The sequence below is a fragment of the uncultured Microbacterium sp. genome (assembly GCF_963521645.1).
GTDB lineage: Bacteria > Actinomycetota > Actinomycetes > Actinomycetales > Microbacteriaceae > Microbacterium.
In genome coordinates this window covers 1-23,669 of the sequence record NZ_CAUQVQ010000040.1, presented here as the reverse complement: position 1 = coordinate 23,669, position 23,669 = coordinate 1, and the positions used below count along the sequence as shown (strand labels likewise).

Annotated in this window: 24 protein-coding genes; 14 read left to right on the top strand and 10 right to left on the bottom strand. The window is 70.0% G+C overall.

From position 1 onward, the window contains the following. Positions 1-102: 102 nt before the first annotated feature. The 4 genes from RWO82_RS10085 to RWO82_RS10070 all read right to left on the bottom strand — a co-directional run bounded on the left by RWO82_RS10085 (position 103) and on the right by RWO82_RS10070 (position 4,236). A complete protein-coding gene (locus tag RWO82_RS10085; RefSeq protein WP_314426387.1) occupies positions 103-498 on the bottom strand; it encodes a hypothetical protein in 396 nt (131 codons plus the stop codon). Between the two features lie 49 nt (positions 499-547). Continuing rightward, entirely contained in the window at positions 548-1,471 is a 924-nt protein-coding gene (locus tag RWO82_RS10080; protein ID WP_314426385.1) for a serine hydrolase, read from the bottom strand. A 176-nt stretch (positions 1,472-1,647) separates the two neighbouring features. Next, on the bottom strand, positions 1,648-3,612 hold the full coding sequence (locus tag RWO82_RS10075) for a M13-type metalloendopeptidase (protein WP_314426383.1): 1,965 nt from the start codon (positions 3,610-3,612) through the stop codon (positions 1,648-1,650). A 63-nt stretch (positions 3,613-3,675) separates the two neighbouring features. Continuing rightward, positions 3,676-4,236 (bottom strand): DUF1992 domain-containing protein, encoded by a 561-nt coding sequence (locus RWO82_RS10070; protein ID WP_314426380.1) that lies wholly within the window; start codon positions 4,234-4,236, stop codon positions 3,676-3,678. An 85-nt stretch (positions 4,237-4,321) separates the two neighbouring features. Between RWO82_RS10070 and RWO82_RS10065 the strand changes: the two genes are divergently transcribed. Next, positions 4,322-5,641, top strand: coding sequence for an MATE family efflux transporter (locus RWO82_RS10065; RefSeq protein WP_314426377.1), 1,320 nt, complete (start codon positions 4,322-4,324; stop codon positions 5,639-5,641). 63 nt (positions 5,642-5,704) lie between these two features. Here RWO82_RS10065 and RWO82_RS10060 read toward each other — a convergent pair whose 3' ends face one another. After that, positions 5,705-6,364 (bottom strand): TrmH family RNA methyltransferase, encoded by a 660-nt coding sequence (locus RWO82_RS10060; protein ID WP_314426374.1) that lies wholly within the window; start codon positions 6,362-6,364, stop codon positions 5,705-5,707. Between the two features lie 70 nt (positions 6,365-6,434). On the opposite strand from RWO82_RS10060, the gene RWO82_RS10055 reads away from it, so the two are divergent. After that, positions 6,435-7,724 carry an Nramp family divalent metal transporter gene (locus RWO82_RS10055; protein WP_314426371.1) on the top strand — a complete coding sequence of 430 codons (1,290 nt, stop codon included), beginning with the start codon at positions 6,435-6,437 and terminating at the stop codon, positions 7,722-7,724. A gap of 87 nt (positions 7,725-7,811) precedes the next feature. Here RWO82_RS10055 and RWO82_RS10050 read toward each other — a convergent pair whose 3' ends face one another. Further along, positions 7,812-10,373, bottom strand: coding sequence for a rhamnogalacturonan lyase (locus RWO82_RS10050; RefSeq protein ID WP_314426368.1), 2,562 nt, complete (start codon positions 10,371-10,373; stop codon positions 7,812-7,814). Positions 10,374-10,519: 146 nt separating this feature from the next. Here RWO82_RS10050 and RWO82_RS10045 point away from each other — a divergent pair, with 146 nt between their 5' ends. From RWO82_RS10045 to RWO82_RS10025, 5 genes are read left to right on the top strand one after another with little or no spacing between them, the layout of a single operon-like run. Continuing rightward, positions 10,520-10,822, top strand: a complete 303-nt coding sequence (locus RWO82_RS10045) for a hypothetical protein (RefSeq protein ID WP_314426365.1) — start codon at positions 10,520-10,522, stop codon at positions 10,820-10,822. A gap of 32 nt (positions 10,823-10,854) precedes the next feature. Then, positions 10,855-11,487 (top strand): metal-dependent transcriptional regulator, encoded by a 633-nt coding sequence (locus RWO82_RS10040; protein WP_314426362.1) that lies wholly within the window; start codon positions 10,855-10,857, stop codon positions 11,485-11,487. Between the two features lie 55 nt (positions 11,488-11,542). After that, on the top strand, positions 11,543-12,352 hold the full coding sequence (locus RWO82_RS10035; protein WP_314426360.1) for an HAD-IIA family hydrolase: 810 nt from the start codon (positions 11,543-11,545) through the stop codon (positions 12,350-12,352). Between the two features lies 1 nt (position 12,353). Next, the gene (locus tag RWO82_RS10030) at positions 12,354-12,920 is read left to right on the top strand and encodes a YdeI/OmpD-associated family protein (protein WP_314426358.1); all 567 of its coding nucleotides are present in this window, start codon (positions 12,354-12,356) and stop codon (positions 12,918-12,920) included. Then, entirely contained in the window at positions 12,917-13,084 is a 168-nt protein-coding gene (locus tag RWO82_RS10025) for a hypothetical protein (RefSeq protein WP_314426356.1), read from the top strand. Before RWO82_RS10030 ends, RWO82_RS10025 begins: the two co-directional genes overlap by 4 nt. Positions 13,085-13,102: 18 nt before the next feature. Here RWO82_RS10025 and RWO82_RS10020 read toward each other — a convergent pair whose 3' ends face one another. Continuing rightward, entirely contained in the window at positions 13,103-14,260 is a 1,158-nt protein-coding gene (locus RWO82_RS10020) for an anhydro-N-acetylmuramic acid kinase (protein WP_314426354.1), read from the bottom strand. A gap of 201 nt (positions 14,261-14,461) precedes the next feature. Between RWO82_RS10020 and RWO82_RS10015 the strand changes: the two genes are divergently transcribed. Continuing rightward, entirely contained in the window at positions 14,462-14,878 is a 417-nt protein-coding gene (locus RWO82_RS10015) for a hypothetical protein (RefSeq protein ID WP_314426352.1), read from the top strand. 21 nt (positions 14,879-14,899) lie between these two features. Here RWO82_RS10015 and RWO82_RS10010 read toward each other — a convergent pair whose 3' ends face one another. Together RWO82_RS10010 and pyrE are read right to left on the bottom strand one after the other, a co-directional pair. Next, positions 14,900-15,802, bottom strand: coding sequence for an ROK family protein (locus tag RWO82_RS10010; protein ID WP_314426350.1), 903 nt, complete (start codon positions 15,800-15,802; stop codon positions 14,900-14,902). Continuing rightward, positions 15,799-16,359 (bottom strand): orotate phosphoribosyltransferase, encoded by a 561-nt coding sequence (pyrE, locus tag RWO82_RS10005; protein ID WP_314426347.1) that lies wholly within the window; start codon positions 16,357-16,359, stop codon positions 15,799-15,801. The genes RWO82_RS10010 and pyrE overlap by 4 nt, the downstream gene beginning before the upstream one ends. A gap of 37 nt (positions 16,360-16,396) precedes the next feature. On the opposite strand from pyrE, the gene RWO82_RS10000 reads away from it, so the two are divergent. Next, positions 16,397-17,242, top strand: coding sequence for an exodeoxyribonuclease III (locus RWO82_RS10000; RefSeq protein ID WP_314426345.1), 846 nt, complete (start codon positions 16,397-16,399; stop codon positions 17,240-17,242). 38 nt (positions 17,243-17,280) lie between these two features. Further along, a complete protein-coding gene (locus tag RWO82_RS09995) occupies positions 17,281-18,090 on the top strand; it encodes an HAD family hydrolase (protein ID WP_314426343.1) in 810 nt (269 codons plus the stop codon). Positions 18,091-18,161: 71 nt separating this feature from the next. On the opposite strand, the gene RWO82_RS09990 is transcribed toward RWO82_RS09995, so the two are convergent. Then, entirely contained in the window at positions 18,162-19,232 is a 1,071-nt protein-coding gene (locus RWO82_RS09990) for an LPXTG cell wall anchor domain-containing protein (protein WP_314426340.1), read from the bottom strand. Between the two features lie 209 nt (positions 19,233-19,441). Here RWO82_RS09990 and RWO82_RS09985 point away from each other — a divergent pair, with 209 nt between their 5' ends. The 4 genes from RWO82_RS09985 to RWO82_RS09970 form a co-directional block, all read left to right on the top strand. Further along, complete coding sequence (locus RWO82_RS09985; RefSeq protein ID WP_314426337.1) at positions 19,442-20,767, top strand: sensor histidine kinase; 1,326 nt, start codon at positions 19,442-19,444, stop codon at positions 20,765-20,767. Beyond that, positions 20,764-21,456 carry a response regulator transcription factor gene (locus tag RWO82_RS09980; RefSeq protein ID WP_314426333.1) on the top strand — a complete coding sequence of 231 codons (693 nt, stop codon included), beginning with the start codon at positions 20,764-20,766 and terminating at the stop codon, positions 21,454-21,456. The genes RWO82_RS09985 and RWO82_RS09980 overlap by 4 nt, the downstream gene beginning before the upstream one ends. Before the next feature lie 25 nt (positions 21,457-21,481). Beyond that, complete coding sequence (locus RWO82_RS09975) at positions 21,482-22,654, top strand: benzoate/H(+) symporter BenE family transporter (protein ID WP_314426331.1); 1,173 nt, start codon at positions 21,482-21,484, stop codon at positions 22,652-22,654. Positions 22,655-22,682: 28 nt separating this feature from the next. After that, positions 22,683-23,669, top strand: a 987-nt coding sequence (locus RWO82_RS09970; protein WP_314426328.1) for a hypothetical protein, incomplete at its 3' end; no start/stop codon positions are given.

Here is a 23,669-nt window from a genome sequence, read left to right as displayed (position 1 = left end):
TCGTTGAGCGAGGACGACGAAGTCGACCGAGACGAAACGTCGCGAGCCGATCCCAAAGACCCACCGCGCCGAGACCCGGGCCGCTCGCCGTCGGAGCCGAGGTCAGAGGACTCGCGGATCGGGATCCGTCGATGACGGCATCCGCAGCCGATCAGGGGCGGGCCAGGCGAGCACGAACTGCTGCGTGAGGGGTCGGGTGATGTCGCCGAAGTCGTCGATCTTCACCACGATGCGCCCGGGAGCGCCGTCGTCATCGGGAGTGACTTCGAGGATGCGCACGCGGAGCGGCCCGTCGGCTTCGCCTTCGAGCATCCACGGGTCGGAGAGCCATGCGATGCCCCGCTCCTCGAGAGCGGCTTCTGCATCGAGCCACTCGGAAGGACCCGACGCGGGGCGCCCGAGCACGTCGACGGCCACCCAGTGGTCTCCGTCGGGATGGATCCATCCGAGCAGTTCGCCGTCGTCGCGACGATGCGGGGTCCAGTCTGTGCGGGGCATTCACCGATGCTAACCGGCAGGGGCGCCGACTGCGTCGACGACGTCGAGCTCAGTGCGTGTATTCCATGAGCTCGACCCCGAGGACGCGGAATGCGTCGTGCGCCCGCAGACGGTGGGCGATGGAGAGGTCGTCGAAGCAGACGATCAGGGAGTACGCGACACCGGCGCGGGGGCCGGCGAGAACGCCCGCCTCGGCGCGCACTCCGCGGTCGCGACCGGTCTTGTTGATGAACAGCAGGCCGTGCGCATCGTGATCGTGTGCGAAGGGGTCGAGGCCGGTCGCGGACGCGACGAGACTCAGATCCTGATTCAGGCTCAGCCACTCCGACACCTGCGCGCTCACCGAGGCGCCCACCACCTGCGAGTTCACGAGCGCGGAGAAGAGCCCTGCGAGTTCGCGCGCGGACCCCACAGCGACATGGGGTGCGTCGTCGGGGCCGCGCTCATCACGGAACCGATCGAGCAGAGCGGTGCGGCGCAGGCCGAGCTCCTCGATGCGGTGGCGCACGCGATCGTGACCCACCCGCTGCAGCAGGGCGTTCACGGCGATCGGGTCACCCGCCGTCGCCGCGAGCACGGCCAGGTCTTCGAGCGGCAGCGCGGGCGCGTGCAGGTGCCGCCAGAGACCGGACGTCGCGACCGACTCGACCGCGGTGCGCTCGACGATCTCGAGCGGGTCGAGCGTGCCCGCGTCGAACGCCGCCGCGACCTCGATCAGCAGGGGCACGACGCCGAGGCCCGCGACCGGCATGGTCACGTGGTCATCACCCGCGAGGACGTGCGTGTGGTTGTCGAGGTCGACCACGTGGACCGACACCTGGGCCCCTGCATCCGCCAGCTGCTCGAGCGCGCGGAGCGTGGAGGTGAATGAACGCCGCCCCTCGGCGGCGCGACGCGGTGAACGTCGGCTGGGCCGCTGAGAGCGGCGCAGTGCGGCCAGTGGCAGGCCGTCGACAGGCTCGGGAGCACCCACGCGTGATCCTTAAGGGGGAATGGATTGGCGGGATGCTGCGGTGTCCATCCTCCGCAGCACCGATATCGTAACCCCGCCAGGTGAGGATGCCCTGCGTACTCCGGTATACGGTCATCAGATCGTCATGAAGGAGACAGCCGGGCACCCTCGAGGCCCGATCCGCTAGGCGGGGCGACTCACCAGATCGTCACTCGCGAGTCGCGCGCGATCCACAGCTCGTCGGCCTCGGTGACGCCGAAGGCCTCGTAGAAGGCGTCGATGTTGCGGACGATCTGGTTGCAGCGGAACTCGTTCGGAGAGTGCGGGTCGATCGTGAGCAGCCGCAGGGTCTCGGCGTCGCGGCTCTTCTGCTGCCAGACCTGCGCCCACGACAGCAGCAGCCGCTGCACTCCCGTGTAGCCGTCGATCACCGGCGCCTCCGCGCCGTCGAGCGCGATCTCATACGCCTTGAGCGCGATGCCGAGGCCGCCCAGGTCGCCGATGTTCTCGCCGATGGTCAGCGCTCCGTTGACGTGGTGCTCCGGGTCGAGGCCCTCCGGCACGAGTTCGTCGTACTGCGCGATCAGCGCCTTGGTGCGCTCCTCGAACGCCGAGCGATCGGCATCCGTCCACCAGTCCTCGAGCTTGCCGTCGCCGTCGTAGCGACTGCCCTGGTCGTCGAATCCGTGGCCGATCTCGTGACCGATGACCGCGCCGATGCCTCCGTAGTTGGCGGCCGCGTCGCGCGATGCATCGAAGAACGGGTACTGCAGGATCGCAGCCGGGAACACGATCTCGTTCATCGAGGGGTTGTAGTAGGCGTTGACCATCTGCGGGGGCATGTGCCACTCGTCGCGGTCGATCGGGTTGCCGATCTTGGCGACGTTGCGGTCGTGCTCGAAGATCGCCGCGCGCCGCACGTTGCCGAACAGATCTCCTCGGTCGATCTCGAGGCTCGAGTAGTCGCGCCAGACCGCGGGGTGCCCGATCTTGGGAGTGAAGGAGTCGAGCTTGGCGAGCGCGCGCTCCCGCGTCTCGGCCGTCATCCACTCGAGCTCGGTGATGCTCTGCCGATAGGCCTCGATGAGATTGGCCACGAGCTCGTCCATCGCGGCCTTCGCGGTCGGCGGGTAGTGCCGCTCGACGTACACCTTGCCGATCGCCTCGCTCAGCGCTCCCTCCGTGACCGAGACGCCGCGCTTCCAGCGCTCACGGATCGAGGGGACGCCGGTGAGCTCGGTGCCGTAGAACGAGAAGTTCTCCTGCACGACGTCGTCGGTCAGGTACGGTGCCGCGGCGTGCACGACCTGAGCACGCAGCCACGCCTTCCAGTCGTCGAGGCGGTCGGCGGTGAGGAGCGAGCCGAGACCTTCGAGGAAGCTCGGCTGCGAGACCACGACCTCGGCGAAGGCCTCGGGACGGCCCGGCGCGACCGAATCGCGCCACGGCTCGAGGTCGACACCGGCGAGCTCCTGGATCTCGGCCCAGGTCTTGAGGTTGTAGGTCGCCACCGCGTCGCGGCTGCGCACATTGTCCCAGTGGTGCCCGGCGAGCTCGGTCTCCAGGGCGATCGAACGCTCCGCGGTGTCGGCGGCGTCCGCGACTCCGGTGAGCGTCAGCAGCCGCTCGAGGTGCGCGCGGTACGCGGCCCGCGTCTCGGTGAAGGTGTCGAGTCTGAAGTAGCTCTCGTCGGGCAGCGACAGCCCCGACTGCACGATCACGGGGAGGTAACGCTCAGGGTTGCCGGGGTCGCCGTCGACGTAGAACCCGATCAGGTGCGCGCGGCCGTCGCGGTCGTAGGTGCCGACCGTGCGCAGGAAGGCGGGGATGTCGTCGATCGCCTCGATCTCGGCGAGGGTCTCGGCGAGCGGCGTGACCCCGGCTGCGGCGATGCGCTCGGTGTCCATGAAGCTGGCGAACAGGTCGCCGATCTTGCGGGCGAGGGTGCCGGGTTCGGCATCCTGCGACTCCTCGATGATCGCCCTGACGTCTTTCTCTGCCTGCTCGGCGAGCAGGTGGAAAGAGCCCCAGCGCGCCTTGTCGCCGGGGATCTCGGTGCGGGCGAGCCACGCGCCGTTGACATGGCGGTAGAGGTCGTCCTGCGGGCGGATGTCGGAGCTGAACTCGGAGGTCGCAAGGCCAGAGGGAAGCACGTCGGTCATGCCGAACAGCCTATGCGGCGCTCCGACATTCGGGCGGGATCCCCCTGGCGATCTCCCCCGACCTCAGTCCCTGCGGCGGATGCCGAAGCGGCGCCGCCGAGGCGGCTCCGGAGCCTCCGCGGCGCGAGCGGCGAAACGCGCCGCCCGGCGCTCGGCCCACGCTGCGACCTCGGCATCGATGTCGCGCGGACTCGTCACGACGGGCGGACCGCCCTGCAGCTGTCGTCGAGCCTCGATGACGCGCCGGTTGAAGTCGGCGAGCACGTCGCGCACGTCGGCCTCGCGCCCGAGCAGGTCGAGCTGCTCGTCGAGCTCGCGGTCCTCCGTGCGCAGCAGGATCGCGGGCGGGCCGAGACCAGTGAGGTTCTCCTGCTCGATCTTGCGGCGGATCCACCAGTCGGGATCGTGATGCGTGCCGAGTCCCTCGAGCGGCTTGCCCGCCCCGGGCAGATCGTCGAAGTCTCCGCGACGGATGGCGACCTGGATCGCCGTCTCGATGAAGGCGGCCCGATCCGTGGCGGCCGCGATGCCCGGCGCCGCAGCCGAGTCGGCGTCGTCCTCGCCCTCGCCGCCGTTCCGCTGTCGCGCGCGGTACCTCGCCGCGGCTTCTCGTGGGTCCGTCATGAGCGCCTCCGTCGCATCCGGTGCTTCCAGGGTATGACCGGAGGGGCTGCGAAGGGGCCGCCTGCGCGAGACATAGGCTCGGATCATGACCGAGCGCACTCTCAACCGCGAGATCCTGCGCCTCGCCGTCCCCGCGCTGGGCGCCCTGATCGCCGAGCCGGCGTTCCTGATCGTCGACGCGGCCCTGGTCGGCCACCTCGGCACGACGCCGCTCGCGGGTCTCGGGATCGCGGGCGCCGTGCTGCAGACGATCGTCGGGCTCATGGTCTTCCTCGCCTACTCGACCACCCCGGCTGTCGCCAGACTGTTCGGGGCCGGCAGGCCCGGGGAGGCGATCTCGGTCGGCATCAACGGCATGTGGCTGGCACTGGCGATCGGCGCCGTGCTGGCAGCGGCCGGGGCGGTGGCCTCGCCATGGCTCGTGTCGCTGTTCGGAGCGAACGACGCGGTGGCCGCCGCCGCCAACGACTACCTGGTCGTCTCGATGTGGGGCCTCCCGGCGATGCTCATCGTGTTCGCCGCGACCGGACTGCTGCGCGGGATGCAGGACACCATGACGCCGCTGTGGATCGCCGGGATCGGATTCGGCGCGAACGCCCTGCTCAACGTGGTCTTCATCTATGGCCTGGGCTGGGGCATCGCCGGATCGGCAGCGGGCACCGTCGTCGCTCAGTGGGGCATGGTCGGCGCCTACGTGCTCGTCATCCGACGTCTCGCGGCGACGCACGACGCGTCGCTGATGGCGCAGCGCGCCGGCATGGGCAGCACTGCGCGCTCGGGGGGCTGGCTGTTCCTGCGCACCGTGAGCCTGCGCGCCGCCCTGCTGGCGACCGTCGCCGTCGCCACGGGCATCGGCACCGACGAGCTCGCGGGGTGGCAGATCGTCTTCACCATCTTCTCGGCGGCCGCTTTCGCGCTCGACGCGCTCGCGATCGCGGCCCAGGCGCTGATCGGCAAAGAGCTCGGTGCGGGCGACGAACGACAGGTGCACCGCGTGCTCCAGCGCACGGTCGCCTGGGGAGTGTGGTTCGGCGTCCTGGTCGGCGCGCTCATCGCTGCGCTCTCGGGTGTGCTCGGCATCGTCTTCACGGGGGATCCGTCGATCGCCGCGCTCGTGCAGCCGGCGCTCCTCGTGCTCGCGGTCGCGCAGCCGATCGCGGGAGTCGTCTTCGTGCTCGACGGGGTGCTGATGGGGGCAGGCGACGCCCGCTATCTCGCGATCGCAGGCGCGGTCAACCTCGTGCCCTTCCTGCCCGCGCTCTGGATCATCGCCGCGACGGGAGTCGACGCGTCGGCCGGTCTCGTCTGGCTCGCCTTGGCGTTCTTCGGGGTGTACCTGCTCGCGCGTCTGGGCACCCTCGGCTGGCGCGTGCGATCGGGGCGGTGGGTCACCGCGGGGGCCTGAGACTGCGCGCTCGCGTTCGGCATCGACCGGGACCGACATCGGCCCCGGGGACGGCAGCTGGTATCAGCCCGCGTGCCTCCGACACCACTCGTACATGATCACGGCGGCGGCCGCGCTGGCGTTGATCGACCGGGTTGAGCCGTACTGCGTGATCTCGATGTGGCCGGAGGCCGCGGCGAGCGCGGCGTCGGACAGGCCCGGCCCCTCCTGACCGAACAGCAGCACGCAGCTCTGCGGCAGATCGGCGCGGTCGACCGGCACAGCGCCCTCGACATTGTCGACCGCGATGATCGGCAGCCCCTCGGCGGCCGCCCAGGCGGCGAACGTCTCGACGTCCTCGTGGTGCACGACGTGCTGATACCGGTCGGTGACCATCGCCCCCCGCTTGTTCCAGCGGCGGCGACCGATGATGTGCACGGTGTCGGCGAGGAAGGCGTTGGCGCTGCGCACGATCGAGCCGATGTTCATGTCGTGCTGCCAGTTCTCGATGGCCACATGGAAGGGATGCCGCTTCGTGTCGAGGTCGGCCACGATCGCATCCATCCGCCAGTAGCGGTAGCGATCGATCACGTTGCGCGTGTCGCCGACGGCCAGCAGCTCGGGGTCGTACTCGTCTCCCGCGGGCCACTGGTCTTCGCCGCCGGGCCACGGCCCCACTCCGTATCCGGGCTGCGTCGTCGATCCGCGTGTCTCCGCCGCATCCGCGGACGACTGCTCTTCCATCCCGCCAGGCTATCCGGCGCACGCGGCGAAACATATTTAGGTGCACCGAAAAATCCGCTACGATTTCGGCATGCCTAAAAATGCTGTCATCGACGACGTCGCCCTCGCGCCGCGCGCCACCGCACCGCGCAGCCTGTGGCTTCTGGGTCCGGCGCTCGTGGCCGGCGTCGCCTATCTCGATCCCGGCAACGTCGCGAGCAACATGACCGCGGGCGCCCAGTACGGCTATCTGCTCGTCTGGGTCGTCGTGGCCGGAAACGTCATGGCCTGGCTGATCCAGTACCTGTCGGCGAAACTGGGAGTGGTCACCGGGCAGAGCCTGCCCGAGGTACTGGGTGCGCGCCTGACCAACCCCTGGGCCCGGCGCGCCTACTGGCTGCAGGCAGAACTGGTCGCGATGGCGACCGACCTGGCCGAGGTCATCGGCGGCGCGGTGGCGCTCCATCTGCTGTTCGACATCCCGCTGCTGCTGGGAGGCATCATCACCGGCGCCGTGTCGATGATCCTGCTCGCCGTGCAGAGTCGCCGCGGCGCTCGCCCCTTCGAGTTCGTGATCATCGGACTCATGGTGATCATCGCGGTGGGCTTCGTGGCCGGTCTCTTCGTCGCTCCGCCGGATGCCGCGAGCATCGTCGGCGGCCTCATACCGCGCTTCGAGGACACGGGGTCGGTGCTCCTCGCCGCGTCGATCCTCGGCGCCACGATCATGCCGCACGCGATCTACGCGCACTCTTCGCTCACGCGCGATCGGTTCGGGTCGGCTGCAGCGCACGGCCCGACGGAGACCGCTCGAACGGAGACCTCGCGCATCCGTCGCCTGCTCACCGCCACCCGCTGGGACGTCTCGATCGCGATGGTGATCGCGGGCACCGTCAACCTCGGCATCCTGCTGCTCGCCGCGGCGAACCTCGCCGGAGTGGAGGGCACCGACTCGCTCGAGGGTGCGCATGCCGCGCTCGCCGCGGGACTCGGCCCGGTGGTCGCGACGTTCTTCGCGGTCGGGCTGCTCGCATCCGGTCTCGCGTCGACCTCGGTGGGCGCCTACGCAGGAGCGGAGATCATGCACGGACTGCTGCGCGTGCGCATCCCACTGCTCGTGCGCCGCCTGGTGACCCTCATCCCGGCGCTCGTCATCCTCGGCATCGGGTTCGATCCGACGCTCGCCCTGGTGCTCAGTCAGGTCGTGCTGTCGTTCGGGATCCCGTTCGCGCTCATCCCGCTCGTGGCCCTGACCTCCCAGCGCCGCACGCTCGGCCCCTGGGCGAACCGGGTGTGGACGACCGCGGCCGGCATCGTGGCCTCCGTGCTGCTCATCGCCCTCAACGGAGCCCTGCTCTGGTTGGTGCTGACCGGAGCCTGAGCCACCGCACGGGAGGCCGTGCGACAGGACCGCCCCGAGCCGGCACGGGAAGAGTCGGCTCGGGGCGGCGTTCTGTCACCGCGGCGGTCAGCCCGCCCGGAGGTTCTCCGTCCACGTCGAGGTCGTACCGTCGGCGATGCGATAGCCGGGCTCCGGCACCGCGACGACGGTCACCTCGCCCGTGACCCGCACCTTGCCGCTCGGCGTCTCGACCCTCTCTCCGTTCACGTAGTAGGCGACGCCCGTCACGTTGGTCGGCACCTTCACCTCGTCGCGCGCCGTTCCCGGCTTGTCGGTGAACGTCGGCGGCCGGGGTGTCACGGGCGCCGTCAGCACCGGGACCTCCGCCCAGTCGATGTCGCTGGCCAGGTAGTACGAGGTGTACGCCGGCTGGTTGTAGGTCGTCTGCTGGCGAGCCGTCTCGACGCGGTACTGCACGTCGTGCATGAGGGTCGTGAGCTTGTGCGCGGTGGGCTCGGTCGTCGTGAAGAACCGCAGCGCAGTCGAGTCCGTCGTGCGGACCAGCAGCTCCTCGCGCCAGTCCCCCAGCACATCGGCGACCAGCGAGGGGTTGCCCTTCGTGCCGTTGTTCGTGAGGGTTCCGCTCGCGGTGAGCACGGTGCCACGGGTCCAGTCGTCGATCGTCGGCGTCTGGACGCCGCTGCCGTTGACGAGCTGGGTCGTCAGGTCGCCCGCCCAGCGGATCGACATGTTGGTGCCGGGCGTCTGGGGCTGCAACGCCTCGCCGGTCGCGCTGAGCAGTCCGCTGCCCTCGGTGCCGCCGGGCATGCTCGACCACACCTCCATGCCCGGTACGTCGGGGCGCACGTCGCCGATCATCGCGCGACCGGTGTCGCGGCCCGAATACGCGCCGAAGAGCGACTCTCCCGTCGCGGCATCCCGCATCACGGATCCGTACGGCGCACTCGTCGCACCCTCGTGAGCCGTCCAGATCTCGAGGCCGGGTCGAGTCGGGTCGATGTCGGCCACATGCATCGCGTCGCCGTGACCGAGGCGCACGCTCGCGCCCGGGTCGGCGCTGCCCTCGGGCAGCACGTCGAACGAGCTGTAGAGCAGGCTGCCGTCGTCGTCGATCGTCGCGGCGCCGTAGACCAGCTCCTGCCTGCCGTCGCCATCCACGTCGGCGAAGCTCAACGAGTGGTCGCCCTGCGTCGTGATGGTGCCGAACTCGGGATCGGTGCCGTCGCGCCCGTGCGGGGAGTCGTTGAACGGGTTCGTCATCGGCACGTGACCGCTGTCGACATCCCATCGCTGCGTCAGCCGCTTGCCGTCCCAGTCGAAGGCTGCGACGGTCGTGCGGGTGTAGTAGCCGCGAGCGAAGACGGCGGAGGGGTGCTGCCCGTCGAGGTAGCCGACTCCCGCGAGGAAGCGATCGACGCGGTTGGCCGGCTCGATGCGCGACATCGCGTAGTCGCCCCACAGCAGCCCGTCGTCGCCGCGCTCGGTCGGATACGGGATCGTCTGCAGCTCCTCACCCGTCGCACTGTCGAAGACCGTCAGGTACTCGGGCCCGTCGACGATGAAGCCCTCGAACTCGCGCAGCAGGTTGCGCGCGCTGCGACTGGGCGCGTAGACGTCGATGAATGTCGTGGCGAGTTCCTGCGCGGCCTCGGGCGAGAGCGGATACTCGTGCGTGACGGGCATGCCCCACGCCTCTTCGAGAGTGGCGGGCCACTGACCCGACATGACCTCCTCGCGATCGCTCCAGCCGAGGAACATCTCGACGAGGTGCTGCTCGTAGTCCGCGGCGCTGAGGCGGTAGTCGTCGTCGTTCGAGTACCCGGCCTTGCGGTCGCCCTTGGGCAGGGTGATGTACGCCTCCTGCGCGACCGAGCCGTCGGCGGCGTAGCGCACCGACTTCGTGCCGGGCGCGGTCTTCAGCATCGTCTCCGAACGGCCGTCCCCGTTGAAGTCGTAGACCAGGAACTGCGTGTAGTGCGCGCCGGCGCGGATGTTCACCCCGAGGTCGAGGCGATTGAGCAGCGTGCCGTCGAGCTCATACGTGTCGAGGTAGACGGGGCCGGTGTATCCGCGTTGCGAGACGTCCTTCGAGTTCGACGGATCCCACTTCACGACGTATTCGTACTGGCCGTCGCCGTCGACGTCGCCGACCGAGACGTCGTTGGCCGAGTACGTGTAGGCCTCGCCCTTCGGCGTGACGCCGTCCGCCGGCTTCTGCAGCGGCAGGTCGTGGTGCCCCTCGGCCCACGCGGTGACGGACGCCGAGGCGGATGCCGTCAGCTCGACGCCGTTGACGATCGGGGTCACGGAGTACTGCGACGCGGCCGTGCCGTCGGCATCCGCGAAGTTCGTGCTGTCGGTGACCGTCGCGATCTTCGTGCCGTCGCGGTAGACGGCGAAGTCGGCGCCGGCGAGGCCCGTCGCCGTGGAGCCGGTCACCTCGGTCGCGAGCAGTCGCCAGCTGAGGAAGACGCCGTCGGCCGTGGAGACGGCGACGAGCCCGCGGTCGAGGGCCTCGAGGTGCGGCGTCGGGGATGCGGGGCCGTGGCGGCCGGTGTCGGGAGTCACGGGTGTGGCGGCGCCCGCACTCTGCGCGCCACCCACGAGGAGGCAGCCGGCGGCGGTCACCGCCACGGCGGCGCGGAACGATCGGTGTCGGATATTCATCGTCGAAATCCTTCTCTGAGCTCGAAGCTCGCTCGGATAGCGTTTTCCCGTGCTCGGTCGAAGCTACCTCCCGCGCCGAGGCACGTCAAGGAATCGGGGCGGATTGAGACGATTCACAGGCGTCGCCGACGATTAGGCTCGGAACCATGTCTGCTGAAACCGCGCGCCGCACCGTCCGCATCCTCACCTGGATCGGCATCGCGACGGGCGTGATCGGCGGTCTCCTCGTCGCCTTCCCCACCGTGCTGCCCGTCGGCGGCCCCTGGGTGCAGCTCGCCCTCGGCATCGCGACCCTGATCCTGGCGTTCCGGGCGCGCACGATCGGCATCGCCGAGATCGAGGGGTTCGACGGGCGGCTGTCGCTCTTCGCTGCGCTGCTCGGTTTCCTCATCGTGTTCTTCGCGGGCCAGGTCGCCTTCGGCATCCTGGTCGACCTGGCGAACCCCTGAGCACGGCGGGCCGCCTGATCTAGGCTGGAGCCGTGGCATCCCCCGCAGCAGACGACTACCTGAAGACCGTCTACGCGCACACCGAGTGGCAGGATGCGCCGATCACACCGTCGGTGCTCGCCGCCAAACTGGGCATCGCTCCGTCGTCGGTGACCGAGATGGTCAAGAAGCTCGCGGCCGCCGGACTCGTCTCGCACGTGCCCTATGGCGCCGTGCGACTGACGGATGCCGGCACGCAGCGCGCACTGGCGATGGTGCGACGGCACCGCCTGATCGAGACCTGGCTCGTGCAGGAGTTTGGCTACGGATGGGACGAGGTGCACGACGAAGCCGAAGTGCTCGAGCACACGATCAGCGACCGTCTGCTCGAGGGCATCGACGCACGCCTCGGACGCCCGCGGTTCGACCCGCACGGCGACGCGATCCCCGACGCCGCGGGGGTCGTCGAACGCGAGCCCTTCGTTCTCCTGGCCGACGCGCCCGTGGGGCACACGGGACGCGTGCTGCGCGTCGACGACCGAGACCCCGAGCTGCTGCGCGCCCTCGAGGCCACGGGGGTCGCCGTCGACGCGAACATCACGACCACACCCTCGGGCATCGAGCTCGACGGCACCGAGACGGAGCTTCCGGACGGCGCCGCGCAGGTCGTCTGGCTCAGCGCCTGAGAACCTCGTCAGAACCTGACACCAGCGCGTGACCACTGCGCAATAGGCTGTGCACATGGCACATCGCGACGACATCGAATGCTGGCTGACCGACATGGACGGCGTCCTCGTCCACGAGAACGACGCCATTCCCGGGGCCGCCGAGATGCTGGCCGGATGGGAGCAGAACGAGATCCCGTACCTCGTGCTGACCAACAACTCGATCTTCACGGCGCGCGACCTCTCGGCTCGCCTCCGCGCCAGTGGGCTCACCGTTCCGGAAGAGCGCATCTGGACCTCCGCACTCGCCACGGCCGACTTCCTCGCCCAGCAGCTGCCCGGCGGCTCGGCCTTCGTGATCGGCGAGGCCGGCATCCTCACGGCGCTCCACGAAGCCGGGTTCATCATGACCGAGACGAACCCCGATTTCGTGGTCGTCGGCGAGACCCGCAACTATTCGTTCGAGGCGATCACCAAGGCGATCCGACTGATCATCCGGGGCGCGCGCTTCATCGTCACGAACCCGGACGCCACGGGCCCCTCGGTCGACGGCGTCATGCCCGCCACGGGCGCCATCGCCGCACTCATCACGAAGGCGACGGGCAAAGAGCCGTACGTCGTCGGCAAGCCGAACCCGATGATGTTCCGCTCGGCCCTGAACAAGATCGGCGCGCACTCCAAGAAGACCGGCATGATCGGTGACCGCATGGACACCGACATCATCGCCGGCATCGAGGCGGGCCTGCACACCGTGCTCGTGATGACGGGCATCAGCGACCGGGCCGAGGTCGAGAAGTACCCGTTCCGTCCCGACGAGATCGTCGACTCGGTCGCCGATCTGCTGCCGACCGTCACGCAGACGATCCCGACGCTCGACGAGGACTGACGTGGGAGCACTCGACGAGGGCGAGCGGATCAGAGCGGCGGATGCCTCGATCTGGCGTGCCTGGCTCGAGCAGAACCATGAACGCACCGCCGGAGTCTGGCTGCTGAGCGTGCGGGGACAGGGCCCCGGCGTCGGCTACGAGGACGCCGTGCGCCAGGCGCTCTGCTTCGGCTGGATCGACGGCCCCGTGCGCACTTTCGACGACCAGACCGTCGGGCAGTGGTTATCGCCCCGGCGCCGTGGCAGCGGCTGGGCGGCGACCAACAAGGCCCGGCTCGTCGAGCTCGAGGCGGCAGGGCTCCTCGCGCCTGCCGGCATCCGCGTGCTCGAGGCTGCGAAGGCGGACGGATCGTGGACCGTGCTCGACGGCCCGGAGGCCGGGGTCGAGCCGCCGGAGCTGACGGAGGCGCTGGATGCCGTGCCCGCCGCGCGCGCCAATTGGGACGCGTTCCCGAAGTCGGTCAAGAAGTTCGGCCTCACCCACATCGCGATGGCCAAGCGCGCCGAGACGCGATCCGCGCGGATCGCCAAGATCGTGGCGGATGCCGCGGAGGGGAAGCGACCGTGACTCAGTCCGACGTGCTGTTCCTGGTGATCTTCGTGATCCTGCTCAGTTCGCTCACCGTGTTCATCGTGCAGTTCGTGCGCTCACGACGCCGCGGCGGGAGTGAGGGAGACGGCCGCGCCGGCTGGTGGGAAGGCCCCTGGGACGACGACGACCGCAAGCGCTGAGCGCCGTCTCACCCAGGGTCACCTCAGGGTGAGACGGCGCACGCGCTCGACGGGCTCCGGCATCCGCAGCGGTCCAGCCCCCGGAGTGATCGTGCCGAGGATGCGCGGCTCACGCGCGCCCGTGCCCCCGGCCGTCACCGCGGCGACGCCGTGCATCGTGCACCACCCGATCAGGGCGAACAGGATCGCCTCCTTGCTGTCGACAGGGGCGCCCAGCTCGTCGGCGAGCACGACCTCGACTCCCGGGAGCGCGTCGCGCAGCCCCTGCAGGAGGAGCGGGTTGTGGCATCCTCCACCGGAGACCGCGAGGAAGCGGATGCCGGCGGCGCGGACGTCGTGCGCGACCGTGCGCACGGCGAGCTCGGTGAGGGTGCGCACCAGGTCTGCGGAGGCGATTCCGGGTCGGGCCCGGTCGACCTGAGCGCGCACATAGTCGAGGTGGAAATGCTCCTTGCCCGTGCTCTTGGGCGCGGGGAGCGCGTAGTACGGGTCTGCGAGCAGCGCGTCGAGCAGCACCTCGTCGACGACCCCGGCGCGCGCGATCGCCGCATCCGCGTCATAGCCGCGGTCGTTCAGCCCCTCGGCGACGACCACCGCGTCGACCAGCGCGTTCGCCGGGCCGATGTCGTAGGCCGAGAGTCCGTGAGGGCCGACCACGGTCATGTTGGCGATGCCGCCGAGGTTCACGGCCGCCGACACCCCGGCGCGACCGCGCAGCAGCAGCTCGTCGAGGTACGACACGAGCGGAGCACCGTGTCCGCCGGCGGTGATGTCGCGGATGCGCACGTCCGACACGACCGGCGCGCCCACCCGCTCGGCGATCCATGCCGGCTGGCCGATCTGCAGCGTGCCGAGCGCGTGGCCGTCGGCGACCCAGTGGAAGACGGTCTGGCCGTGCGTGCACACGGCATCCACTCCCCCGACCGCGTCGGATGCTGCGGCGGCGACCTCGGCGAAGGCCTGGCCGATCAGTGTGTCGAGTTCGCAGACCTCGGCGAAGGTCGTGGGCGCGGGCGGCAGTGCGGCGACGAGTCGGGCGCGCAGTTCGGGGTCGTACGGGATGCTGTCTTCGTGCAGCACCGTGCCGTGCAGCGCCCCGTCGCTCTCGTCGAAGTCCACGACCGTGACGTCGATGCCGTCGTGTGAGGTGCCCGAGAGCAGTCCGAGTACGCGCATGCGTGTTCCTTCCGTCGCCTCCTATGAGCGTAAGGCCGATTTGTTAGGGAGGCGAACGGAAAGCTGGTGCTCCCTCTGCACGGTCACTCTTTGGGCCGCGTTCTCCCCACTGCCCGACGGACGACCCGCACCGCTGGCGGCCCCCGGTCGTGCCTGCGTAGCATTCTGCGAGACCCCACCGTCGACCCCCAGAATGGGAGCATGTTCGTGTCCGCAGAGATCATCACGATCGTCCTCAGCGCAGTCGGCCTCTTGCTGACTCTGGGCGGCACCATGTTCGCGGGCTTCGCCTGGTGCATTCGCAGATCCGACGCCCTTCGCACCGATCTCACGAACGTCGAGAAGTCACTCGGGTCGCGGATCGACGGAGTGGAGCGAAAGCTCACCGCACGCATCGACGGAGTGGAGCGAAAGCTCACCGCACGCATCGACGGAGTGGAGCGAAAGCTCACCGCACGCATCGACGGAGTCGAAAGCTCGCTCGGCGCACGCATCGATGCGGTCGAAAGCTCGCTCGGCGCACGCATCCACACGGTCGTCGCCGACACGACCGAGCTCAAGATCGCGATGGCCAGACTCGAAGGACCGCAGCGTCATCTGATCGTCGCGACGCACTGACCTGCTGTCAGGGGTCGGACGTCAGCGCAGGACGAGCGCCGCGGCGCCGATGAGCGGCCCCTCGTCGCCGAGTCCCGAGCGCACGACGCGGGTGCGGCGCGAGTACTCGTGTGCGGCGCTCGCGGTCAGGGCCTGCTGCACGAGGTCGATGTAGTCGCGCGACACCCGGGAGAACCCGCCGCCGATCGCGACCATGTCGAGATCAACGAGGGTCGCGGCATCCGCCAGCGCCTCGCCGACGGCCTTCGCCGATCGCTCGATGGCCGCGCGGGCGAGGGCGTCACCGGCGGCGGCATCCCGCGCCAGGTCTTCACCGGTGGCTCCGGTCCAGCCTTGCTGCTGCGCCCAGGCGGCACTCGCCGGCCCCGACGCGATCTCCTCGAGCGTGAGTCCGCCTTCGCGGCGCACCTGTCCGAGGTGACCGGCATTGCCGGTGGCACCGGGGATGTACGCGCCGTTCACGACGAAACCGCCGCCGACACCGGTCGAGACGACGATCGACAGCGACGCGCCGGCATCCTGGGTCGCACCGAGCCATGCCTCCGCCAGCGCGAGTGCGCCGCCGTCATGACCCATGATCGTCGGCACCTCTCGGCCGAGCGCCGCAGACGCCGCGGCGCGCACCGACTCAGCGAGACCGAAGCCGCGCGCGAGCGGCATGTTCACGGGCATGATCGCTCCGGCGCCGCGGTCGATCGGTCCGGCGCTTCCGGCTCCCGCGCCGACGAGTTCGGCATCCGCCGGCAGCGCGGCCAACGCGTGCGTCACGATCGCGATGACCGCGTCGTTCAGCGACTCCAGCGTGGCGGTGCGTCCGGTCGCCCGACGCGAACGGCTGCCGTCGACGAGCGTGCCGTGCTCGCTCACGAGCGCGGCCTCCATCTTGGTGCCGCCGACGTCGACGGCGAGCGCGTAACGGGTCACTGGGGGTCGAGTCCGAGGTCGTCGAGGTCGAAGGCGGCGCGCCATTCGAGCCCCTCGGCTTCGATCGCGGCCTGCGCGCCGGTCTTGCGGTCGACGATCACGGCGACGGCGACGATGTCGGCGCCCTCCTTGCGCAGCGCTTCGACGGCCTTGAGCGCGGACTGACCCGTGGTCGAGGTGTCTTCGAGCACCACGACGCGCTTTCCCTTGACGTCCGCGCCCTCGATCTGGCGGCCGCGGCCGTGGTCCTTCGGCTCCTTGCGCACCACGAAGGCGTCGAGCGGCTTGTCGGCCGCGACCGAGGCGTGCAGCACCGAGTTGGCGATCGGATCGGCGCCGAGCGTCAGGCCACCGACCGCCACGACGTCGAGGTCGCCGATCAGGTCGAGCATGATGCGGCCGATCGCGGGAGCGGCGCGGTGGTCGAGGGTGAGCTTGCGCATGTCGACGTAGTACGTCGCCTTCTTGCCGCTCGAGAGCGTGAAGTCTCCGTGGAACACGGCCTCGTCCTTGATCAGGTCGAGAAGGGTCTGGCGGTCAGCGTCGAGTGCGGTCACGGCATCCAGTGTAGGAGGTGGGCCCTAGGCTTGACGCATGCGCTTGGCCACCTGGAACGTCAACTCCATCCGCACCCGCGTCACCCGCACCGTCGAGTTCGCCGTCCGTGAAGACATCGACGTGCTGGCGATGCAGGAGATCAAGTGCAAACCCGAGCAGTTCCCCTACGGGCCGTTCGAAGAGGCCGGCTACCACGTCGAGGTGCACGGCCTGAATCAGTGGAACGGCGTCGCGATCGCGAGCCGCCTCCCGATCACCGACGTGCGCACGGCATTCGACGGCATGCCCGGCTTCGCCAAGGGGCATGAGGGGCCGGATGCTCCGCTCGAGGCGCGTGCGCTCGGCGTGCTCGTCGACGGCGTGCGCGTGTGGAGTCTGTACGTGCCGAATGGCCGCTCGCTCGACGACCCGCACTACGCCTACAAGCTGCACTGGCTCGAGGAGTTGAAGAAGTCCACCGCGGCCGAGCTCGCGGCGAACCCCGACCTGCCTCTCGCGCTGGTCGGCGACTTCAACATCATCCCGTTCGACGCCGACAACGGCGACCCCGACATCGTCGAGGGCGTCTCGACGCATGTCTCCCCGCAAGAGCGTCAGGCCTTCTTCGCGCTCGCCGACGCGGGAGTCGCCGACGTCGTGCGCCCGCTGCTTCCCGAGGGCTACACGTACTGGGACTACCAGCGTCTCAAGTTCCCGCGCAACGAGGGCATCCGCATCGACTTCATCCTCGGGTCGAAGACGTTGGCCGAGGCGGTCACCGGCGCATCGATCCACCGGGAAGAACGCAAGGGCGAGCAGCCCAGCGACCACGTCCCGGTCGTGGTGGAGTTCGACCTCGGCGGCGCCGAAGACGACGACGACCTGCCGATGATCTTCTCCTGACTTCCCGGTCGTTGAGCGAGCGAAGCGACACGAAACGGATGACACTGCGCCTGATCGCCACGGACCTCGACGGCACTCTGCTGACGTCGGCATCCGAGGTGAGCGTGCGCACGCGGGCGGCTCTCGACGCGGCGAGAGCACGCGGCATCCACGTCGTGCCGGTGACGGCCCGACAGCCCATCGGCCTGCGCGCACTCGGGGACGGGGCGGGGTTCGACGGGTGGGCGCTGTGCAGCAACGGCGCCTACGCGACGCACCTCGTCGACGGACGGATGCTGTTCGCGGAGGAGCTTCCCGCCGAGACGATCCGCACCCTGGCCGAGGCGCTGCGCGCGAGCATCCCGGGCCTGCTGTTCGCGAGCGTGCGCGAGGGCGGCGAGACCTTCGTGGCGCAGCACGGCTACGCCGAGATCGCCGACCTCTCAGACCACAAGCGCGATCCGAAGACGATGGGTGGCGTGCCGCTGGACCAGGTGCTGGCGGCGCCGAGCCTGAAGTTCGTGATCCGGCATCCCGAGCTCGCACCGTCGGCGCTCTTCGACAAGCTGCGCGACCTCGGGCTCGCCGGTTTCGAGGCCACGCTCTCGGGCGCCCCGTTCGTCGAGGTCATGGCCGAGGGTGTGACCAAGGCGACGGGCCTGGCTCGCCTGTGCACCCACCTCGGCATCGATCGCACCGATGTGGTCGCCTTCGGCGATGCCCTCAACGACGTCGAGATGCTCCGGTGGGCCGGTCACGGGGTCGCGATGGCCGGCGCCGCAGACGTCGTGCAGGATGCCGCCGACGAGACGACCGCGTCGAACGACGACGACGGGGTCGCGCGGGTGATCGAGCGGATGCTCGGCTGAATACTCGCCCGACATGACGCGAGAGCCCGGCTGCCTCCGCGGAAGCTGGCGGGCTCTCGTCGCCATCAGTCTCAGCTCTGTTCGCGGCGGCGACGCACAAGCAGCATTCCGGTGAGCAGCAGGCCCGCCCCCATCATGACCGCGAACGCCGGCAGGTCGGCGCCCGTGCTGGCCAATGGCGCGCCGGCCCCCGCGGTCACCCCGGCGCCTGTTCCCGCGACGGCGGCGCCGGGTGCTGCAGTCACCAGCAGCGCGGCGCTCGCCACGACCTCCGATTGCGCGTTCACCGCCACGAGCGTGTACGTCCCCGCAGCTGCGCCGGAGGGAATACGGAGCGCGCCCGTCACCGCACCGCTCGCGTCTGCGGTCAGCGACCCCAGGGGCACCGGGCCGGATCGCAGTTCGAAGACGATCGTCTGTCCGGGCGAGAAACCGATGCCCGAGACCGTGAGGTCGCTCCCCGCGCTGATCGAGTCGGCGGAGAGGGTCAGCACCGGCTCCGGTTCGGGCTCCGGCTGCGGCTGCGGCTGCGTGATGGGCACGAGGGTGAAGTCGACGCCGTCCACTGTGGTGGATGCAACCGTCGTCACCGGAGTCGCGAGATCCGCCGTCGCGACACCGTCGTAGAACTGCGGCTTCGCCGTCGTCGGACTGCCGGTGGAGAAGGTGACGGACGCCTTGAGAATGTACGTTCCCGCCGGGAGGGCGAGGGTGTAGGCACCCGTCTGAGAATCAGCGATCGCGTACCCCACACGCTCATCGCCATCCCAGGCCTCTACGAGCAGCTCACGGGCTTCAGAGCTCGCGATCGTGACGGTTCCGGTGATTGTCGCCGCCGAGTCGAGCTGTGCGTCGATGCCTGCGATGTCGTCGCCGGATTCGACGACCACCGACGTCGCAGCCTCTTCGGTGATGGCATCCTCCCAGTACTCGTCGAGCAGACCCGGATCGAATGCGTCGAAGCGAACGACATACGTGCCCGGCGCGACGGCCGCTCGATAGCTGCCGTCACCGTTGACCGAGACGACCCGCAGGTCGCGGTCGAGGCCGCTGATCAGCACAGACCCGAACGCCGGAGTCCCGTCGGCGCGCTTCGTCACGGCTCCGCCGATGTATCCGACGGCGTCGAGCGCGGCGTCCACATTCGGAATCGTCTGCTGTTCGATGACCGCGAGATGTTCGCTGCTCGGCCTCGGTCACTTCTGCCATTCCGGCAGGTTCTGGGTCGAACCTAGGGGATGAGGGCTGAGCAGGGAACAGCCGGTCTCGATATCCTGGCATGCGGTCATCGCACACACGATCCCCCGTACGGGGGATGCCGCCGCATCCGTCCCGGCTCTACGGTGGGGGGATGCCTGCAGCGCCCTTCACCCGCGTCCCCAGCGCCCGCGAGCAGCGCAGCGATCTCGTGCTCGCGGCGGTGATGTTCGTGGGTGCCATCCTGAGCGCCGCGCTGTCGACGGTCGCCGACATGTACGGAGACACCCGGGCTGAGCCGTGGACCGCACTCGTCTACGCGGTCGCCGTCACGGCTCCGCTCGCCGTGCGCCGACGGTGGCCCGCACCGGTCGCCGTCGCGATCTCCCTGGCCTACTTCGTCGCGATCTCCTTCCAGGTGCCCGAGATCTACGTCGGCAACATCGCCATGTTCGTCTCGCTGTACACGGTGGGCGCGTGGATGAACAATCGTCGGGCCGCCGCGATCGTGCGCGTGTCGATCATCGTCGGCATGTTCGTCTGGCTGATCATCACGATGTACAGGGAGGCGATCGAGGAGGCCGACAAGGCCGAGGTCGCGGCGGGCCTCCTCTCGCCCTATCTCGCCTTCATGCTCATCCAGCTGCTGCTGAACGTGCTGTACTTCGGCGGCGCCTACTACTTCGGCGAGCGCTCGTGGCATGCAGCCCGCGAGCGGAGCGTGCTCGAGCAGCGCACGGTGGAGCTCGAGCGGGAACGCGAGGTGACCGCCGCGCAGGCCGTCGCGCTCGACCGCGTGCGCATCGCCCGCGAGCTGCACGACGTCGTCGCCCACCATGTGTCGGTGATGGGCGTGCAGGCGGGTGCCGCGCGGCTCGTGATCGATCAGGACCCTGAGAAGTCCAAGGGCATCCTCACCGGCATAGAGGCATCGGCGCGTGATGCGATCCACGAGCTGCGGCAGCTGCTCGAGACCCTCCGCGCGCCCGGCGGGGAGGCGACCGATGTCGCATCGACCGTGACCCTCGACGACATCCGCTCGCTGGTCGAGGCCTCGGCGGAAGCAGGGCTCCCCACGCGCTACGTCGTGATCGGCGAACCGGTGCCCGTGCCCTCGATCGTCGCCGTGAACCTGTATCGCATCGTCCAGGAGTCGCTCACGAACGCCCGCCGTCACGCGGGCGTCGGCGCCACGGCCGATGTGCGCGTGCGTTACGACGACGACGGCGTCGAGGTCGAGATCGTCAACACCGGCCGTGCAGTGGCGGCGCTGCGACCCGGGCTCGGTCAGCTCGGCATGCGCGAGCGCGCGGCAGCATCCGGGGGCACGCTCGACATCGCCCCGCGTGCCGCGGGCGGGCTGCGCGTGCGGGCTCGGGTGCCGCTGCCCGACCGCGCCGCGCAGACCGAGCCGATCGGCGCAGGCACCGATTCGACCGCGAGCACCGAGCCGTCGATCGAGACGAGCACCGCCTCATGAGCCAGACCGACGCTCCGATCCGAGTCCTGCTGGTCGACGATCACGCGATGCTGCGCGCCGGATTCCGGACGATCCTCGACACGCAACCCGACATCACCGTGGTCGGCGAGGCCGCGACCGGCGCCGAGGCGGTCGCCCAGGCATCCGCCCTGCGCCCCGACGTGATCACGATGGATGTGCAGATGCCCGACATGGACGGCATTGAGGCCACCCGTCGGATCGTCGCCGACGAGAGCGTCGGAGCGGCCATCGCGATCGTCACGACGTTCGACCGTGACGACTACCTCTACCGGGCGCTGGATGCCGGAGCGAGCGGCTTCCTGCTCAAGAACGCCGGAGCGGAGGACCTCATCGCGGCGGTGCGGGCCCTCGCAGCGGGCGACGGGATGCTGGCGCCCGAGGTCACGCGCCGGGTGCTCGCTCGATTCACGACGGCGCCCGCTCCGGACTCGACGCCGACCGCCGCACCGGCACGGGCCGCACCGGCAGTGCTCGCCGAACCGCTGACCGACCGCGAGGCCGAGGTGCTCGTGCTGCTGGCGGACGCCCGCAGCAACGCCGAGATCGCCGGCGCCCTCTTCATCGGGGAGGCCACCGTCAAGACGCACGTCTCCCGCATCCTGCAGAAGCTCGGCGCGCGCGATCGCGTGCAGGCCGTGGTACTCGCGCATCGGATGGGACTCACGTAACGCGGACCCCGATACCCTCGGATCCATGACGACCGCCGCACCGCTCTCCCGACCGATCCTGGCCGGGGCGGTCACCGCACTGGTCGGGTTCACGAGCTCGTTCGCCGTCGTGCTCACGGGTCTCGGCGCCGTCGGAGCCACACCTGCCCAGGCGGCCAGCGGCCTGCTCGCGGCGAGCCTCACGATGGGACTCGCCTGCATCGTGCTCGCCTGGCGGTATCGGATGCCGATCACGGTCGCCTGGTCGACCCCCGGCGCCGCCCTCCTCGCCGCGACCGGAGTGGTCGAGGGCGGATGGCCCGCCGCCGTCGGCGCGTTCCTCGTCGCGGCCGCGCTCATCCTCCTCACGGCTCTCTGGCCTGCGCTCGGTGCGCTGATCGCCCGCATCCCGCCGTCGATCGCGCAGGCGATGCTCGCCGGTGTGCTGCTGCCCCTGTGCCTCGCGCCGATCACCGGGATCGTGGCGAACCCGTGGGGCGTGGTTCCGGTCGTGCTGACGTGGCTCGTCTTCGCACGCCTCGCGCCTCGGTGGGCCGTGCCGCTCGCCTTCGTGGCCGCAGCGGTCGTGGTGGCCGTCTCGCTGGTGCAGGAGCGCTCCGCAGTCGATGCCGGACTCCTCGTGCCGCGCATCGAGCTGACGGCTCCCACCTTCACGGTCGGCGCTCTCGTGGGACTGGCGCTGCCGCTGTTCATCGTCACGATGGCCTCGCAGAACGTGCCGGGCATCGCCATCATGCGCAGCTTCGGCTACGAGGTGCCGTGGCGTCCGGCGATGCTCGTGACCGGCGTCGGAACCGCGCTCGGCGCGACTGCCGGCGGCCATGCCATCAACCTCGCGGCCATCAGCGCAGCCCTCGCCGCGTCGCCCGACGCCGACCCCGATCCGAAGCGCCGCTGGGTCGCCGGGGTCTCGACCGGCGTCGCGTACCTGGTGCTCGGCGGCTTCTCGGCGGCCTTCGCCACGCTGGTGCTGCTGGCTCCCGAAGCGGTGATCCCTGCGGTGGCGGGGCTCGCACTGTTCGCCGCCTTCGGGTCTGCCGTGCAGCAGGCGATCGACGACCCGGGCGAGCGCATCCCCGCGGTCGTGACCTTCCTGGTGGCGGCATCCGGCATCGCGGTGCTGGGTGTCAGCGCCGCCTTCTGGGCTCTCGTGGCCGGCCTCGTCGTGCGCACGGTGCTGCATGCCGGACGACGCTGACGAGCACGCCCTCGGCTACCGTGGACGCGTGACAGTCCCCACGCCTGCGCCCGCGCCGTCGTCCGGCGCGCCCGCCGGGTTCTTCGACGCCCGCCCGCTGCTCGACGCCGTGAACCCCGCCGAGGTCGACGCCTTCGCCCGGGCTCAGCGCGCGGCCCATCCCACCTCGGCCGGCCGGATCATCGCCTGGGTGGTCGCCGGCTTCGCACTGCTGTGCGTGGTGCCGATCGGCGGCATCATGATCATGGGCCTCGGCTATGTGATCGGCCGCGAGACGGGTGTCGCCGTCGCCGCACTCCTCGGCCTGGTGCTGCTCGTGGGCCTCGTCGTCGGCATCGTGATGCTCGTGCGCCGCAGCATCCGCGTGCGGAACCTCACGCGGTTCCGCCTCGCGCGCTTCGCGCGGGCGAACGCGATGAGCTACCTCGAGCGGATCGACGACCCGCCGCTGCCGGGCATGATCTTCTCATCGGGGTCGAGCCGCATGTCGACCGACGTGCTGCGCGGCGCCGAACCGCGCTTCGTCGAGTTCGGCAACTATCAGTACACGACCAGCAACGGCAAGCAGTCGACGACCCACCGCTGGGGATACGTCGCGGTGAAGCTCGACGTGCCGCTGCCGAACATCGTGCTCGACGCTCTCGGCAACAACACGCTGGGGAGCACGCTCGCGGCTGCGTTCCGCAGTGACCAGCGCCTCTCGCTCGAGGGCGACTTCGACCGCTACTTCTCGCTGTACTGTCCGGCCGGGTACGAAGCCGATGCGCTGTACCTGTTCACCCCCGACGTCATGGCGCGCTTCATCGACCATGCGGCGCAGCTCGACGTCGAGATCGTCGACGACTGGCTCTTCCTCTACGCGCGTCGGGATCTCTCGACCCTCGATCCCGCCACCTGGGCCTGGCTCTTCGGCGCGGTCGGAGCGCTGCTCACGAAGCTCGATCAGTGGGCGCGCTGGCGCGACGACCGGCTGCGGCTCGCGCCGCAGCATCCACCCCTTCCTGCCCACGGAGCC